This is a genomic window from Roseobacter sp. SK209-2-6 (assembly GCF_000169455.1).
Lineage (GTDB): Bacteria > Pseudomonadota > Alphaproteobacteria > Rhodobacterales > Rhodobacteraceae > Pseudophaeobacter.
In genome coordinates this window covers 106,530-123,451 of sequence record NZ_AAYC01000009.1, presented here as the reverse complement: position 1 = coordinate 123,451, position 16,922 = coordinate 106,530, and the positions used below count along the sequence as shown (strand labels likewise).

The window sequence follows — 16,922 nt, the reverse complement described above, 5'->3', positions numbered from 1 at the left end:
CTCCGGTTGTCTCTTAGAGCGCCTCAGCGCCCGAAATAATTTCAATCAGCTCGTTGGTGATCACGGCCTGACGCGAACGGTTGAATTCGATGGTCAGCTTGTCGATCATGTCGCCCGCGTTGCGGGTTGCGTTGTCCATCGCGCTCATCCGGGCACCCTGTTCGGATGCACCGTTTTCCAGCAGTGCCGAGAAGATCTGTGTCGATACACCACGCGGCAGCAGGTCGGCGAGGATCGCCTCTTCGCTGGGCTCGTAGTCGTAGACAGCAGAGCTATCGGCAGCTTCCGCGCCCTCGTAAGAGGCCGGGATGATCTGCTGAGCGGTCGGGATCTGGGTCACAACATTGACGAACTCCGCAAAGAAGATCGTCGCGACGTCGAATTCACTAGCGTCGAACCGGGTCAGGATGTCCTTGGCGATGTCTTGCGCATTGGTGTAACCAATCCGCTTGACCTCGCTCAGGTCCACGTGGCCAACGAAGTCTTCTTCGAAGTCACGTTTCAGGGCATCCCGGCCCTTTTTGCCAACGGTCAGGACTTTGACAGTCTTGCCTGCGGCCTTCAGCTCATTCGCTTTCTGGCGCGCCAGTTTGGCAATATTGGAGTTGAAGCCGCCACACAGACCGCGTTCTGCAGTCAGTACAACCAGCAGCTGGACCTGATCGCTCCCGGTGCCGCGAAGCAGCTTGGGCGCGGAGTCGCTACCGCCGACCGAGGCCGCCAGCCCTGCCATCACGGCATTGAACCGTTTGGTATAGGGCCGGGATTCCTCGGCAGCTTCCTGGGCGCGGCGAAGTTTCGCCGCGGCCACCATTTGCATGGCTTTGGTGATCTTGCGGGTCGATTTGACCGACTCGATCCTGTTTTTAAGGTCCTTAAGACTCGGCATTGCCTCGTCCCCCCTTAAGCGAAGTTAGCGGCGAACTCGTCCAGCGCAGCCTTAACTTTGTCCGCCAGCTCGTCCTTCACCTTACGGTCATTGTCGGTGATGTCTGCCAGCAGGTCAGCATGCTTGCCACGCAGGTGGTTCAGCAGCTCAGCTTCATAGCGGCCAACATCTTTCAGGTCGACTTTGTCCAGGTAACCATTGGTACCGGCGTAGATGACGCAGACGATTTCTGCGTTGGTCAGCGGCGAGTACTGAGGCTGTTTCATCAGCTCGGTCAGGCGTGCACCACGGGCCAGCAGCTGCTGGGTTGCGGCGTCGAGGTCGGAACCGAACTGAGCAAAGGCCGCCATTTCGCGGTACTGAGCCAGCGACAGTTTAACCGGACCAGCAACAGAAGACATCGCTTTGGTCTGAGCCGAGGAACCAACGCGCGAAACCGACAGACCGGTGTTCACAGCAGGACGGATACCCTGGTAGAACAGTTCGGTTTCCAGGAAGATCTGGCCGTCGGTGATCGAGATCACGTTGGTCGGAATAAAGGCCGAAACGTCGCCGCCCTGGGTTTCAATAACCGGCAGAGCAGTCAGAGAGCCGGCACCGAAGTCTTCGTTCAGCTTCGCGGAACGCTCAAGCAGACGGGAGTGCAGGTAGAAAACGTCACCAGGATAGGCTTCACGTCCGGGCGGACGACGCAGCAGCAGGGACATCTGACGATAAGCAACAGCCTGCTTGGAGAGGTCATCATAGATGATCAGAGCGTGCTGGCCGTTGTCACGGAAGTGCTCTGCCATCGCGGTTGCGGCGTAAGGCGCCAGGAACTGCAGCGGAGCAGGGTCGGACGCGGTCGCGGCCACAACGATGGAGTATTCCATCGCACCGTTTTCTTCCAGCTTCTTCACCAGCTGAGCAACGGTGGAGCGCTTCTGACCAACCGCGACGTAAACGCAGTACAGTTTCTTGCTCTCATCGTCGCCTGCGGCGTCGTTGTAGCTTTTCTGGTTCAGCATCGCGTCCAGAGCAACGGCAGTCTTACCGGTCTGACGGTCGCCAATGATCAGCTCGCGCTGGCCGCGGCCGATTGGGATCATCGCGTCAACGGATTTGAGGCCGGTCGCCATCGGTTCGTGAACCGATTTACGTGGAATGATGCCAGGGGCTTTAACGTCGGCAACGCCGCGCTTGGCAGCATTGATCGGACCTTTGCCATCAATGGGGTTACCCAGACCGTCAACAACGCGACCCAGCAGTTCGGGGCCAACAGGAACGTCCACGATCGAGTTGGTGCGCTTGACAGTGTCACCTTCTTTAATGTCGCGGTCGGAGCCGAAGATAACGATACCTACGTTGTCGGCTTCCAGGTTCAGCGCCATGCCCATGATGCCGCCGGGGAATTCGACCATCTCGCCGGCCTGAACATTGTCGAGGCCATAGACACGGGCGATACCGTCACCAACACTCAGCACGCGGCCGATTTCGGCCACCTCTGCTTCTTGACCAAAATTCTTGATCTGGTCTTTTAGGATCGCAGAAATCTCTGCTGCTTGGATACCCATTTATCCGACCTCTTTCATTGCGTTCTGTAGGGAGTTGAGCTTGGAGCGGATCGAGCTATCGATCATCTTCGAGCCCACTTTAACGACGAGACCGCCGATGATGGATGCATCGACGGTAGCATTGATAGTAACTGTTTTGCCCACGCGCTCGGCCAGGGTCTTGGCCAGCTTTTCGCTTTGGGTCTTGGTCAGCGCCTTAGCGGAGATCACCTCTGCGGTGACTTCGCCACGGGCTTCCGCCAGACGGGCGCGCAGCGCTTCGACCAGCGCGGGCACGACAAAGAGGCGGCGTTTCTGCGCCATCAGCGACAGGGTGTTGGCAAGCACGGGTTCAAGACCCATCTTCTTGGCAACAGCCGCAATCGCAGCCTCTTGATCTTCACGCGACACCAAAGGTGAGCTGATCAGGTTTTGGAAATCTTCACTGTCAGCCAGAGCAGCTGCCAGGTCATTGATGCTGGATTCAAGGCTATCGAGCGCCTTGCTCTCTTCTGCGATCTCAAAGACCGCAGTGGCATAGCGCGCGGCAATGCCTGCTGAAATCGAAGCTGGTTCGGACACGTCCACCCTTCCGACATTTTATGGCCCCGGTTGGCATATCTGGCGCGCAGACGGCGTCCGGGGGCGTGAGTAAGCCCCGCCGTAGCGGCAGGGCGATAAAATCAGCGTGGATGTAGCAGAGCGTTTGCAACCTATCAACTGTCTATAATGGGGGGAGGCAAATGGCTGAACCCTATGTTTTCAACAACTTAGACAAAGTGCGGCCCTTTGCCCCTGCAATTCGCGGAAAAATATTCCTCAGAACTGTAGCTATTTGCGATTCCTCGCCCGCAAAAAACGACCAAAGGGGTTGGAAAACTGTTGCCAATACCACGCAGGTTACCGCTCGCGAATTTCAAAAGGTCAAAATCAGAATCAGAATTCCCGGGGGCGACCTGGAGGCAATCAGCCTATTTCACCCCAAGTTTCGCTGGTTTTGGTTAGGCGGGTTCGGGCATCGGATTAGATAGCCCTTCCAGGACTCGGATTGGGTTTGCTGGCCTGATACGCGTCATATGCCCCTTCTGGGAATGGGTCTGTTTGCTGACCTCAACCATAAAGACACCACCTGCCAACATCGCAGGGATTCTGCGGCCAAAACGCTCGAACAGGGCCCCAGATTTCAGCCAAAATCTCCTGGAACTGGGAAGCCGGTAAAGCGCCGCCGCATGCCGCTCAATTGCGAACTCATGTAGCCTGAGCTGGTTTTCAAGCTGCACCAGAGTATAGGGGCGCCCATAGCCAAAGGGCGTTTTGTCCGAGCGTGCCCAGAACCCTGCCCTGTTAGGCACCACAAAGATCGCACGCCCCCCAGGACCCAAACACCGCCAGCACTCCTCGAGCAGACGGGTGGGCCGTTCAGAGGTCTCAAGCCCATGCATCACAACCAGCCGGTCAATCCTACCGGTATCGATTGGCCATAGTGTTTCCTCGCACAAGACGGAAACATTCGGTTGCCCAGCGGGCCATTGCATAACGCCCTGCGGACCCGGCATCAAAGCAATGACGCGTCGCGCATCCTTGAGGTAGGGGCGCAAGAGGGGGGCCGCAAAACCAAATCCTGCAACCGTTTGTCCCCCGGCGGTTGGCCAAAACTCCAACAACCTATTGCGCACAGAGGCCTGGGCCGCACGACCAAGCGTGCTGCGGTAGTAGAAGTTCCTCAAATCCTGGACATCAAGATGCATTGCGGGCGCCTGCTGCTTCGGCCAATCTGGGGGCAGTTTAACAATGCTCAGGCGAAAGACCATGCCCCTTGAAATCATTACCCTTCCTTGCCTCTCCGACAACTATGCTTTTTTGCTCCACAATGCCGCCGAAGGCAAAACCGCCTTGGTGGATGCGCCGGAATCCGCAGCTATCAAAACCGCATTGCAAGAGCGTGGCTGGGGGCTGGATGCGATCCTGTTGACTCATCACCATTGGGACCATGTGGATGGGGTCGCAGATCTGCGCGCCACTTATGGCTCCAAAGTTTACGGAGCGATGGTTGATGCACATAGGCTACCGGAACTTGATGTGGCGCTCAAAGATGGCGAGAGTTTTGATCTTTTTGGAGAAGCGGTAACCGTTCTGGATGTCTCTGGGCATACGTTGGGACATATTGCGTTCCACATGCCACAGAGCAAAGCGGTCTTTACTGCAGATAGCCTGATGGCACTCGGTTGCGGGCGCCTGTTTGAGGGAACACCAGAGCAGATGTGGCACAGCCTCTCCCGCCTTGCAGCCTTACCGGCGGAAACGATGGTCTACTCTGGTCATGAATATACCCAATCGAACGCAGCCTTTGCGCTAACCATCGAACCCGGCAATGCAGCACTGCAAGCACGCGTTGCAGAGGTTAACGCCAAGCGCGCCAAAGGAGAGGCCACGGTTCCCAGTTTGTTAAAGCTTGAAATTGAAACAAATCCTTTCCTTCGCGCCGCTGATCCAGCACTCAAAGAGGCGATTGGGCTACAGGGTGTTGAAAACGCTTCTGTTTTTGCGGAGGTTCGCAAGCGGAAAGACAATTTCTAGCCCTCAGTCACGCTGGTTTCACGGTGATGGAACGGTAGCTTTCTGACAGCTTTCAAAAGAAATGTGACTGAAATTTGAAAGAAAGTCCTTGAAGCTGCCGCTCTATCAACCAAACTCTAATAATATGAGGCCATGGTTGAACTAGGGAAAGTTGGTAAACAGACCCTCTGCCCCGGCCAACCCAAGAACAGAGGAGGACGATCGTGCCTTCATTCTCGAGCACATTAGAACAAGCCATTCATGCTGCGCTCGCGTTAGCAAATGAGCGACGCCATGAGTTTGCCACGCTGGAACATCTCTTGCTGGCATTGATTGAGGAACCAGAAGCTGCCCGCGTCATGCGTGCCTGCAGTGTTGAACTTGGGGAGTTGCGCTCCTCATTGATTGAGTTCATCGACGAAGATCTCTCTAATCTGGTCACTGATGTTGATGGATCCGAAGCGGTTCCAACAGCAGCCTTCCAGCGCGTCATCCAGCGCGCCGCAATCCATGTTCAAAGTTCAGGCCGAACCGAAGTTACCGGCGCAAACGTGCTGGTTGCCATTTTTGCCGAACGTGAAAGCGATGCTGCCTATTTCCTGCAGGATCAGGACATGACCCGATATGATGCGGTGAATTTCATCGCTCATGGCGTGGCCAAGGACCCCGCCTATGGTGAGTCTCGCCCTGTGACCGGCGCCAAGGACAATGACGACGACACCATGAGTGCGGCACCTTCGGAAGGTGAGAAAAAGGAAAGCGCACTGGATAAATACTGCGTTGATCTCAATGCCAAGTCGCGTGAAGGCGACATCGACCCGCTGATTGGTCGCGGCCATGAGGTTGAGCGTTGCATCCAGGTCCTGTGCCGTCGTCGCAAGAACAACCCGCTCCTGGTGGGGGATCCTGGTGTTGGCAAAACCGCAATTGCGGAAGGGCTTGCCCGTAAAATCGTTCAGGGTGAAGTGCCCGAGGTTCTGTCTCAGACCACAATCTTCTCGCTCGACATGGGGGCGTTGTTGGCCGGCACCCGCTATCGCGGTGACTTTGAAGAACGCCTGAAAGCGGTGGTCAATGAGTTGGAAGATCACCCCGATGGCGTGCTTTTCATCGATGAAATCCACACGGTGATTGGCGCAGGCGCAACCTCTGGCGGGGCAATGGATGCCTCCAACCTGCTGAAGCCTGCCCTGCAGGGCGGCAAGCTGCGCACCATGGGCTCCACCACCTTCAAAGAATTCCGCCAGCATTTCGAAAAGGACCGCGCCCTTAGCCGCAGGTTCCAGAAAATCGATGTGAATGAGCCTTCGGTGCCGGATTCCATCGACATCCTGAAGGGTCTGAAACCCTATTTCGAAGAACACCACGGTATCAAATTCACCGCGGATGCAATCAAGACAGCGGTCGAGCTTTCGGCGCGTTACATCAATGATCGCAAGTTGCCCGACAAGGCAATTGACGTGATCGATGAAGCCGGCGCGGCCCAGCATCTGGTCCCCGAAAGCAAGCGTCGCAAGACCATTGGCGTGAAAGAGATCGAAGCCGTCGTCGCCAAGATCGCCCGCATCCCGCCAAAGAGCGTCTCAAAAGACGATGCCGAAGTTCTTAAGGATCTGGAGAAGACCCTGAAACGGGTGGTCTTTGGGCAGGACGATGCCATCGATGCGCTCTCCAGCGCGATCAAACTGGCCCGTGCGGGCCTGCGCGAACCCGAAAAGCCAATTGGCAACTATCTCTTTGCAGGCCCAACGGGCGTCGGCAAAACAGAAGTGGCCAAGCAGCTGGCGGATACCCTCGGTGTGGAACTCCTGCGTTTTGACATGTCGGAATACATGGAGAAACACGCAGTTTCCCGGCTGATCGGTGCCCCTCCCGGCTATGTCGGCTTTGATCAGGGTGGCCTTTTGACCGATGGGGTTGATCAGCACCCACACTGTGTACTTCTGCTTGATGAGATCGAGAAGGCGCATCCGGATGTCTTCAACATCCTCTTGCAAGTCATGGACAATGGGCAGCTCACCGATCACAACGGTCGCGCGGTGAATTTCCGCAATGTGGTGCTGATCATGACCTCCAATGCTGGTGCTTCGGATATGGCCAAGGCGGCCATTGGCTTTGGCCGTGACCGGCGCGAGGGCGAAGATACCGCCGCGATTGAGCGAACCTTCACGCCAGAGTTCCGCAACCGTCTGGATGCCGTCATCGGCTTTGCACCATTGCCCAAAGAGGTCATCCTGCAGGTGGTCGAGAAATTCGTCCTGCAGCTCGAAGCTCAGCTTATGGACCGCAATGTCTCCATCGAATTGACCCGCAAAGCCGCGGAATGGCTGGCAGAAAAAGGCTATGATGACCGTATGGGCGCACGCCCGCTCGGACGTGTCATCCAAGAGCACATCAAGAAGCCGCTGGCAGAAGAGCTGCTCTTTGGCAAGCTAGCCAAGGGTGGGTTGGTCAAAGTTGGCATCAAGGATGGCAAGCTGGATCTGCGTATTGAAGGTCCCGGCAAGCCCCGTATCTCTGGGGACAAGCCACCCTTGCTCACAGCGGATTAATATGCGGAGGGCGCTCATTGCTGCCCTCTTCTCGCTCGCCTCGGTGGAAGCCAAGGCGAGCGATGTCATTTTGCACTGGCCCTTGGATTGTCGCCTTGGCGAGGACTGCCACATTCAACATTATGTGGACCGTGCGCCCGGAGATCAGGCACAGGACTATCGCTGCAGCTCCCTCACCTACGACAACCATCAAGGGACAGATATAGCCCTCCCTTCCCTTCAAGCCATGCACGAAGGAGTCTCCGTTCTCGCGGCAGCACCGGGCGTTGTACGTGCAATACGTGATAGCATGTCCGACGGCTATGCCTCAGCAAAAACTGCTGAAAGCCTACGTGGGAGGGAATGTGGAAACGGCGTCGTCGTGCGTCACTCTGGCGGCTGGGAAACCCAATATTGCCACATGAAGCGTGGTTCTATTCAGGTTGAGCCTGGTCAGAACGTCACAGTTGGAACCGTATTGGGTCAGGTTGGTCTATCCGGCAGGACAGAATTTCCACACCTGCACCTTTCCATTCGCCGTGACGGGCGCATTGTTGATCCCTTTGCGCCCGATGAACCGCAGGGCTGCCACCGTCGCTGGGGAGGGCGCAGTCTCTGGGCGGATCCCCCCGCCTATCAAGCAGGCGGCTTCATGAGTTCAGGCTTTAACAGCGCAATCCCTGAATTTCCGGACGTAAAGTCAGGCGATGCAGCAATAGACACTCTGGGTGCAGAGCCCGAAGCCATGGTCTTTTGGGCCTATGCATTTGGCGGGCAGAAACGCGACCGTATCCGCCTCTCCATCAGCGGACCAGAGGGCATTTTCTGGGTGCACGAGACCATATTGGACAAAAACCAAATTCAGTTCTTCCGCGCTGTTGGCAAAGCCCTAAAGCAACGTCGCCTACCTAAAGGCGCTTATGAGGGATTGGCCATTCTCTTTCGCGGAGACCGAGAAATAGACAGGATCAGCCACACGATCCAATATCCCTAACCCGTGAAAGCGATGTCTCACACTGGACACTGAATGCCAGTCCTTTTCAGCAGCGTCGCCTAGCGCTCGGTGAACTTCAACTCAATCCTGCGGTTCTGAGCCCGTGCCTCTGGCGTATCGGCTGAATTGACCGGTTGGAACTCGCCAAATCCATTCGCGGCAAGCCGTCCTGGCGGGATGCCGAGGTTTTCAATCATATAGCGAACCACAGAGAGCGCCCTACCCTGACTGAGCTCCCAGTTGTCACTATATTTTGGGTGGCCGAGCATGGTCGTGTTATCCGTATGGCCATCTACGCGGATGATCCAGTTGATTTCTGCTGGGATTTCCACCACGACGGATTGCAGGATCTGCGCAACCTTGCCAATTTCGGCCTGTCCAGCAGCCGACAGATCCGCGCTTCCCGGTGGGAAGAGCACTTCGGAGGCAAAGACAAAACGGTCTCCTTCGATGCGCACTCCTTCCTGTTTGCCCAAGACATCGCGCAGGCGCCCAAAAAACTCGGACCGATAGCGCTCCAGGTCCTGGGCCTTGTTTTCCAGCTCTTCCGCCTTGCTGGCCAAAGCGGCCGCCTCAGCCTCCAACCTTTTGCGCTCTTTCTCTTCCAGGAGCCGTCGACGCCGTTCCTCGGAGGCTGCGCGCGCCAGCGCCGCGTTCAGATCCTGGCCAAGGTTTTGCAATTGCACACGTTGCGCCGCATCCCTGGCCTCATAGTCATCTAGTATCGCCTGCAGACTACCTAGCTGCTGCCGCAAGGCCGCGACCTGCTGGTTCAGGAGTGCTGTTTCGCGCTGTGCTTTGACTGTCTTCGCATCCTGCTCTGAGAGAGCCTGACGCGCCTGCAGCAACAAGGCCTCACGTTTCTGGGCCAGGCTTTGCTGTTCCTGCGCCCTGTCTTTGGCCTGATCCCGATCCGCCAGAGCCGCCAGCAGACGTTGCTGCAGCACCGCCTGATCATCAGCAGCAGCCTGCGCTTGCTCCAACTGTTCCAAGGCCTGAAGCAAGCGCATCTCAACCGAAGCCCGATCTTCCTCGCTGCTGCTGGCCACCGTTCTCGCGGCTGCCAGATCGGCTTCAGCCTGTTGCAATCTGGTTTCCAACCCGGCCTGAATGTCAACCGCATCCGCTGTCGCTGCAGCCAAACGCTGTTCCAACTCTCTGCGCACTGTCTCCGCTTCAGCTTTTGCCGCCTGAAGCTGTTGTTTTAGTGCCTGTTCTGCTTCGGCATGGGTGTTTTGCAGCCTGGCCAGTTCTTCCTGGTACTGCGACCGGGTTTCAACATTTGCAGCCCGCTGTCGCGCCAGCTCTGCCTGCAAGGCAGCCTGGCTTTGCGTGGCCTGCTGGCGCGCCGCCTCGAGGTTGGCAGCCAGTCGTTCGCGGGTGGCAGTATGCTCATCCCGTAGGCGAGTCATCTCAGCCTCTAGGGCCGTCACCCGCGCCTGGGCGCTGGATTGTGTCACCTGCATCTGTGACAGAATTCTGGTGAGACGTTCTGCCAGTTCGTCACGTTCCTGGGACTGCGCCTTTGCGGCTTCCAAAGTTGACAGAGCATCCTCTAGCTGGGTCTGCAATTGAATGCGGGCCTGTTCCGCAGCAGCCAACAGCGTGAGCGTATCCTCCGCCTCTTTGCGCTGACGCTCCAATGACAATGTCATGGCGGTGAGTTCCGCATCCGATTCCTGCAGACGGGCGCGCAGGGCCTCCGCAGCAGCGGCCTCCGCCAATCTGGTTTGCTCCTCCTCGCTGAGCCGGGTCTGTAGGTCCTGCAACTCTGCTTCACGACCTTCGCCCTTGGCCTCCAGATCAGCGATCAGGGCTTCCATTGCCTCACGCCTTGCAGCCGCAAGACGGGCAGCTTCTTCGCCTGCATCCACTTCTGCCTGTGCTTCAGCCAGGGCCTGGAAAAGCGCGTCTTTTTCACCAAGAAGAGCCGTGCGCTCTTCATCCAGGCGCGTGCGATCTGCGCTTAGTTTTGCAATTTCGGCCTCAGCCTCTTGCCGGTTTGCAAGCAAAATCGCGACCTGCGCCTCAAAAGCAGTGATTTGCCCCTGTGCTTCCGACAGCGCCGCGACCTGACGGTCCCGGTCAGCTGTAAGACCCGCAATCAAATCACGCTGACGTGCGAGGTTTGCCTCAGCCTGTTGCAGGTTCCCCTGGGTGTCGGTGAGAGTTGAGCTGAGTGCGCCCAGCCGGGCATTCAACCGACTGTTCTCGCGCTCTTCCAAGCCCAGCGCATCGGCCAAGGCCTGAACCTCCGTCGCGAGTTCATCCAACTCGCTCTCTTGTCCCGTGATCGTCTCTCTCAAAACAAACTGGACCACCATGAAAATGGTGAGAACGAACATCAAAACCAGCAAGAGCCCGGTCATTGCGTCCACAAACCCAGGCCAAATCGAATTTTGGAATCTCTGACCAGTACGCCGGGACAGGGCCATTTTTTATTCCTCGCCCGGGTGGAAAATGGCGCTGTCCGACCCTGATGTCTCGGCGGGCTGACGCTCCCTCCGATAGCCCCGCGGCACCGCGAAGGCCTTAACCATAAGATCAATGTCCTTGCGCAGCTCAGCCAGGCTTTCTTGTCGACCGGCAGAAATCTCTTCGAGAATACGCAGCATCTGCACATCAATCGAGCGCAGGCGCATCCGGCTTTCGGCATCGATCCCGACGTCCCCATGCGCGCGCATGATCTCGGTCAGTGCCTCCTGCCCCACAGCCACGCGCTCCAAGGCGGCAGAGAGACTGGCATTCTGATCCTGACGAGTATTCATATCGGTAATCGCATCCACCAGCCTCGAGAGTTTCTGGTCGACCTCAGCACGGCTTTCGGCGTTCTGCACAAACATCGCTTGCAGCGCATCCATCTGCTCTGCCATTGTGTCCAAGACTTCTGAGACCGCGCCACTCTCGCCGTCCGTACCGCTTTCATCTCCGGATGAGAGGCTGACACGGGTAAAGGAGGACAGCCATTCTTCTAGTTCGCGGTAGAACCGGTTCTGTCCGTGGCCTGCAAAAAGCTCCAGCAACCCGACAATCAATGACCCCGCAAGCCCGAGGAGGGATGACGCGAAGGCGACGCCCATACCGCCCAGCTGCGCCTCCAGCCCTGTCATCAAGCGGTTAAAGATGGCAAGGCCTTCTTCGCCCTCCTGCGGCGCCAGACTGCGAATGGTATCCACCACTGCCGGTACCGTTGTGGCCAAGCCATAAAAAGTACCCAAAAGACCCAGGAAAATCAGCAGATTGACGATATAGCGGGTGATTTCCCGGTCTTCGTCAATCCGAGAGGCAACGGAATCGAGGATCGAGCGGGTAGAGGAAGACCCCAGCTGCATCCGCGCCGCACGCGATCGCAGGAGCGAGGCCAATGGCGCCAACATAGAAGGCGGACGCCGCTCATCCGAGGTGTCACCAGAGGCAAAGCGTTCGATCCAACGCACAGAGCTGATCAGCTGCACCACCTGCCAGAAGCAGGCCAGAACCCCAATCACAAAGACAAAGACGATAAATCCATTGAGCCATGGGTTTGCTTCAAAAACAGGCAAAACACGCGGCAGTGCAACAAAGGCACCAAAGCCCGCAAGCCCTAGTGCGATCAGCATGAGGATAACCTGCCGGACAGGCTGCGAAAACTGCGGTCTGATCTTACGGTCCGGTGTCGCCATTTCCTGAGTGTCCTGACAGGTTTATTTCAGTTTTTGCGACTTTAGCCTATATGTTGGGAATGGAAAGCGCCAAGACCGGAGCGGCTGTTTATGCTGAAATCTCCCGGACGCGGTGCATAAGCCACTCAAGCTCTGAATCGCCCAGGCCGATTTCGGCAAGATGCTCCGCAGTGTTATAGAGATATTCGGTATTGGGACCACGGCCGCCGACCGCATGGGCAATAATCTGCGCCTGTTCCTCCAGTGAGATCCCGCCACAATATTGAACGTGATGGGGGTCAATCACATAGGTCACCGCCTCTACGCGGTTGCCATTTGCGAGAACCACCTCAAGGTTACGCTCCAGATAGGCGGAAGAGACCAACTCGCGTTCACGCAAATAGTCAAGTGTGCGCGTTTCCTCGCCCGCTTGGACCGAAAGGGCTAGACCCTGGCAGTGGCTGCCCACAACCTCATCCAGAGCTAAAACCAAACCCGGCTTTTCTTCGGTCCCCCGGTGGTGGATTGAGCTCATACAAAAGGACCGCGCATATCCCTGCAACGTTGCGACCTCTCGCTCTGCGACCGGAAACCCTGGGTTCCACAGTAGCGATCCATATCCGAATACCCACATTGTCATGTTCTATGGCCCTTTTTGAACGCGGCCTATAAACAGCAAAACGAACTCCAGCAAAAGAGGTCTTTCGAATATGCGCCTGTTGAAATGGCTATCTTTGGCTGCTGCGGTCTGGATGATCTATTGGAGCGTGGCCGCCTGGGGGTTGCGGAGCGGGATCTCCTCCTGGTTTGCAGAGCAAGAGCGCCAGGGCTGGCAGGCAGAGTTCCACGACCTTGAGACCCGCGGCTTCCCATTTCAGCACAATACCCTAATCCAGACACCTGTTCTGGCCGACCCGGGAACGGGAACCGCTTGGCGCGCTGATTGGCTGAGCCTCGAAAGTCCCGCCGTCTGGCCGGGCCAACAGCGGCTTAGTTTTGCCAGCACACCACAGCGGTTTTCCTATTTCGATCAAACCTTCGTTCTGGAAGCGCAAGACATGCATGCCGACCTTCAGTTGGCCCCCGGCACTGCGCTGGAGTTGGAGACCCTGGCCCTCACCGCTGGCAACTGGCGAATTTCCCAGGCCACTGAGGAGTTGTTCGCTGCCGGCGGCTTTGATCTGTTGATGGTCCAGAATGCCCCGAACCCCAGCTATGCGATCAGCATGGAAAGCAAGGGCTTTGCTCCCAAAGGGGAAGTCCGCAGGCTCCTGCAAGTGCGACGCGATCAGCCGGAACAATTCGATGCACTGCGCCTGAAGGCCAATGTGGCTTTTGATACAGCCTGGGATCGACGCGCCCTGGAGCTCCGCCGTCCGCAGCCTCGTACGATTGATCTCATGTTGGCGGAGCTCCATTGGGGTGAGATCCTCTTGCGGGCAACAGGCGAGCTGGAGATCGATGAGCAGGGCTGGGTCAATGGGGAATTGGCCCTGCAACTGGAGAATTGGCGCTCTCTTCTGGATATGCTGGAAAGCGCAAGGCTGCTGCCGCAGGGCTCTGCCCGAGAGGGCCTGGAGCAATTGCTGGACCTTCTGGCGAAACTCTCTGGAAACACCGATAAACTCGACGCGCGGTTACGCTTTCAGGATGGTAGAACCTATGCAGGCCCCATTCCCATTGGAGCCGCTCCGAGGTTACAGCTGCGCTAGGATCCTGGGCAGACCGGCACCTCTCACAGTATAGAGGTGTCACGGTATCGAGAGGGTGCGGGATGAATGATATTCAACCACCCCAACCTCAACCGCCCCAGCCTTGGTGCGGCGGAAATCTATCGCGTCGCTGTTTGCGGTTGCTGCGTAGCTAGGTTGTCAGCGGCAGTAGGCACCACTGCGATGGCGCGCTACGTCCAGGTGGAAATGATCCTGATGGTAGCGATCCGCCTCTGGCCCCAAGACCGTGCCAAAGGGTCCGCAGGCCCCTTTCCAGATTTTTGCTAGACGCTTGCGGGTCCGCCGATCTTTCCAGCCTTCCAGAACTGTGACCAGTGTTCCGTCTTCCAGGCGAAACCCTGATATGTCGATTGCCTTGGCTCGCCCATGTTCCGAAATCCTCGCTCCAGGGCGATTGTTCCGTGTCCGGCAAGAGTAATGCGCCGCAACCCGCAGGCTGACAACCTTATTGCGCCGACCAAAACCCTTGATCACATCCTTTTCAATCCAGCGTTTCAGGGCCTTGGCCGTTTCACAGGTCATGACCGAGTGCTGACTGAGGGTGACGCCCGCAATGGATTTGACGCGCACGGCATCCTTGGCCCCACAGCCTGCCAGTTTCCCAGAAACAGCGCCGACTTCAGAACCCTGGATCTCCAGATCACCACAGACTGCACCTTTGCGACGCTGACGCCGTTTGAACAAGGCTTGTTCCAGCACGCTGTCTGGGCGCAGATTGGGCCGCAAAGACGTACCGGGCCCCAAGTCAGGAAGCCCAGATGGTAGCGCGGCAGCCGCCAGGATCTGCTCCGATTTTGGACGCAGGATCGGTCTCAACCCGATGTCCTCACCGGTCAGCGCTGGGAGTGAGCCCGCCAGCGTCTGCGGCAGTTCGCTCTGAACAGCCGCAACAGTGGTTGGGCGCAGACTGGGCCGCAGGGAATTGTCCGGTGCCAGCGCATTGCCCATTGTCACGCCTGGAAGCAGGCAAGCCAGCACCCAACCAGCCATGATGGCAACGGAACCTCGCATCAGGACTGTCCCCGGCCAAAGTCCGGAGCCGCAGTATCCTGCCCAGCTTCGATAATGCCCCGGCGGATTGCGCGGGTGCGGGTGAAATAATCATGCAGGTGTTCACCATCGCCGGTTCGGATGGCCCGCTGAAGGGCAAAGAGCTCTTCAGTGAAACGCCCCAGGATTTCCAGCGTTGCATCCTTATTGGTCAGAAAGACATCGCGCCACATCGTCGGATCCGAGGCCGCAATCCTGGTAAAGTCGCGAAATCCTGCCGCCGAGTATTTGATCACCTCACTGTCGGTCACACGACGCAGATCATCCGCAACGCCTACCATGGTATAGGCAATCAGGTGTGGCGCATGGCTGGTGACCGCAAGAACCAGATCATGATGATCCGCCTCCATCTCATCGACATTGGCCCCCATGCCTTCCCAAAGCTGCCGAAGGCGGGCCACGGCCGCTGGGTCGCTGCCCTCCACTGGCACCAAGAGGTTCCAGCGATTATCGAAAAGTTCTGCAAAGCCGGATTCCGGCCCGGAATGCTCTGTCCCGGCCAGCGGGTGCGCAGGAACAAAATGGACACCCTCGGCGATGTGCGGAGAGACCGCCTCGATCACATGACGTTTGACCGAGCCGACATCGGAAACCGTTGCACCAGGTTTCAGCGCCGGGCCGATCTCCTCCATGACTTTGCCCATGGCACCAACCGGCACACACAGCACCACAAGGTCCGCGTCTTCAACGGCTTCGAGCGCAGTATCACAGACCCGGTCACATAGCCCGATACGGCGCGCGGTTTCGCGGGTTTCATCGCTTCGGGCATAGCCGGTCACTTCGCCAACCAGCCCGCCACGCTTCATCGCCCAATACATCGAAGAGGCGATAAGGCCGAGGCCAATCAGGGCTACACGATTATAGACAACGCTGCTCATGCCTGCTCCTTAAAATTCGTCAATGCTGCCAAGACACGGCTGTTGTCCTCGGGGCGGCCAACGGTAATGCGCAGAGCATGGGGCAGTTTGTAGCTCTTGGGGTGACGGACGATGATGCCCTGCCCTTTCAGATAGGCATCCGCAGCCAGGGCGGTTTGCTCATCGGCGAACCGTGCCAGCACAAAATTGGCTGCACTCTCATCGCAACCCAGCCCCAGTTGACGCAGCCCGCCTATCAGCCGCGCGCGCTCTTCTGCATTGACCTGCAGGCATTCTGTCACCCAGCCCTCATCCTTCAGGGCTGCTTCTGCACCCGCAAGAGCCGCATTGCTGAGGTTGAAGGGACCACGAATACGGTTGAGAACATCAATCACATGTTGCGGCGCATAGCCCCAGCCCACACGCAGCCCGCCAAGCCCGTAGAGCTTGGAGAAGGTTCGGGTCATCACCACATTGCTGCGACTTTCGACCAGGGTCCTGCCGCCGTCATAGCCTGCCGCAAACTCCACATAGGCCCCATCAAGGACCAGAAGGCAGCCCTCTGGCGTGCCATCGGCCAGGCGCTGCACCTCTTCCATCGGCAAAAGCGTTCCCGTGGGGTTGGCGGGGTTTGCAATAAAGATCAGACGCGTGGCGCTGGTCACCGCTGCAAGGATGGCATCCACATCGACAAAACGGTCGCGCTCTGGCACTTCGACAGGGGTTGCACCGGCTGCCAAAGTGCTGATGCGATACATGGCAAAGCCATGTTCGGTATGGATGACCTCATCACCCGGCCCGGCATAGGCCTGACACAGGAAATGGATGATCTCGTCAGAACCGACGCCGCAGATCACCTGCTCGGGGTTCACGCTGTGAACCTTGCCAATTGCCTGGCGCAGCTCGGCATGGTCCGTGCTGGGATAGCGATGGATCGCCGCCATTTCTGCAGCCGCTGCAGCAACTGCCCTTGGGCTTGGCCCAAAAGGGTTTTCATTCGAGCTGAGCTTTAGCGGCTCTGCATGACCGGCAAGTTGACTCTGGCCACCCTGATAAAGAGCGATATCCAAAATACCGGGCTGCGGCGTAATCTGCGTCATAATCACGGGCTCCTCGCTTCCCCTTCCTCATAACGCCCT

General features: G+C 57.6%; 14 protein-coding genes. 4 read left to right on the top strand and 10 right to left on the bottom strand.

Annotation, left to right across the window (positions count from 1 at the left end):
* Positions 1 to 13 precede the first annotated feature (13 nt).
* The 4 genes from RSK20926_RS14465 to RSK20926_RS14450 form a co-directional block, all read right to left on the bottom strand.
* Entirely contained in the window at positions 14 to 889 is an 876-nt protein-coding gene (locus RSK20926_RS14465) for a F0F1 ATP synthase subunit gamma (RefSeq protein WP_008207806.1), read from the bottom strand.
* A 14-nt stretch (positions 890 to 903) separates the two neighbouring features.
* Positions 904 to 2,442, bottom strand: coding sequence for a F0F1 ATP synthase subunit alpha (gene atpA / locus RSK20926_RS14460; RefSeq protein ID WP_008207805.1), 1,539 nt, complete (start codon positions 2,440 to 2,442; stop codon positions 904 to 906).
* Entirely contained in the window at positions 2,443 to 3,003 is a 561-nt protein-coding gene (locus tag RSK20926_RS14455; RefSeq protein ID WP_008207804.1) for a F0F1 ATP synthase subunit delta, read from the bottom strand. It abuts the gene before it with no gap.
* Between the two features lie 419 nt (positions 3,004 to 3,422).
* Positions 3,423 to 4,169: a class I SAM-dependent methyltransferase gene (locus RSK20926_RS14450; protein ID WP_037255239.1), complete on the bottom strand. Its 747-nt coding sequence runs from the start codon at positions 4,167 to 4,169 to the stop codon at positions 3,423 to 3,425.
* A gap of 61 nt (positions 4,170 to 4,230) precedes the next feature.
* Here RSK20926_RS14450 and gloB point away from each other — a divergent pair, with 61 nt between their 5' ends.
* The 3 genes from gloB to RSK20926_RS14435 all read left to right on the top strand — a co-directional run bounded on the left by gloB (position 4,231) and on the right by RSK20926_RS14435 (position 8,502).
* Complete coding sequence (gloB, locus tag RSK20926_RS14445) at positions 4,231 to 4,998, top strand: hydroxyacylglutathione hydrolase (protein WP_008207802.1); 768 nt, start codon at positions 4,231 to 4,233, stop codon at positions 4,996 to 4,998.
* 203 nt (positions 4,999 to 5,201) lie between these two features.
* Positions 5,202 to 7,529 (top strand): ATP-dependent Clp protease ATP-binding subunit ClpA, encoded by a 2,328-nt coding sequence (clpA, locus tag RSK20926_RS14440; protein ID WP_037255235.1) that lies wholly within the window; start codon positions 5,202 to 5,204, stop codon positions 7,527 to 7,529.
* Between the two features lies 1 nt (position 7,530).
* Entirely contained in the window at positions 7,531 to 8,502 is a 972-nt protein-coding gene (locus tag RSK20926_RS14435; protein ID WP_008207799.1) for a M23 family metallopeptidase, read from the top strand.
* Between the two features lie 59 nt (positions 8,503 to 8,561).
* On the opposite strand, the gene RSK20926_RS14430 is transcribed toward RSK20926_RS14435, so the two are convergent.
* From RSK20926_RS14430 to RSK20926_RS14420, 3 genes are all read right to left on the bottom strand, one after another.
* Positions 8,562 to 10,937: a peptidoglycan -binding protein gene (locus tag RSK20926_RS14430; protein ID WP_008207798.1), complete on the bottom strand. Its 2,376-nt coding sequence runs from the start codon at positions 10,935 to 10,937 to the stop codon at positions 8,562 to 8,564.
* Positions 10,938 to 10,940: 3 nt separating this feature from the next.
* Positions 10,941 to 12,164, bottom strand: coding sequence for a biopolymer transporter ExbB (locus tag RSK20926_RS14425; protein WP_037255233.1), 1,224 nt, complete (start codon positions 12,162 to 12,164; stop codon positions 10,941 to 10,943).
* Positions 12,165 to 12,252: 88 nt separating this feature from the next.
* Positions 12,253 to 12,783, bottom strand: coding sequence for a gamma-glutamylcyclotransferase (locus RSK20926_RS14420; RefSeq protein WP_083805798.1), 531 nt, complete (start codon positions 12,781 to 12,783; stop codon positions 12,253 to 12,255).
* A 70-nt stretch (positions 12,784 to 12,853) separates the two neighbouring features.
* Here RSK20926_RS14420 and RSK20926_RS14415 point away from each other — a divergent pair, with 70 nt between their 5' ends.
* Positions 12,854 to 13,855, top strand: a complete 1,002-nt coding sequence (locus RSK20926_RS14415; RefSeq protein ID WP_008207792.1) for a DUF2125 domain-containing protein — start codon at positions 12,854 to 12,856, stop codon at positions 13,853 to 13,855.
* A gap of 159 nt (positions 13,856 to 14,014) precedes the next feature.
* Here RSK20926_RS14415 and RSK20926_RS14410 read toward each other — a convergent pair whose 3' ends face one another.
* From RSK20926_RS14410 to hisC, 3 genes are read right to left on the bottom strand one after another with little or no spacing between them, the layout of a single operon-like run.
* Complete coding sequence (locus RSK20926_RS14410; RefSeq protein ID WP_008207790.1) at positions 14,015 to 14,887, bottom strand: extensin-like domain-containing protein; 873 nt, start codon at positions 14,885 to 14,887, stop codon at positions 14,015 to 14,017.
* Positions 14,887 to 15,804 (bottom strand): prephenate/arogenate dehydrogenase family protein, encoded by a 918-nt coding sequence (locus tag RSK20926_RS14405; protein ID WP_008207788.1) that lies wholly within the window; start codon positions 15,802 to 15,804, stop codon positions 14,887 to 14,889. The genes RSK20926_RS14410 and RSK20926_RS14405 overlap by 1 nt, the downstream gene beginning before the upstream one ends.
* Entirely contained in the window at positions 15,801 to 16,883 is a 1,083-nt protein-coding gene (hisC, locus tag RSK20926_RS14400; protein WP_008207787.1) for a histidinol-phosphate transaminase, read from the bottom strand. Before hisC ends, RSK20926_RS14405 begins: the two co-directional genes overlap by 4 nt.
* Positions 16,884 to 16,922: the final 39 nt, after the last annotated feature.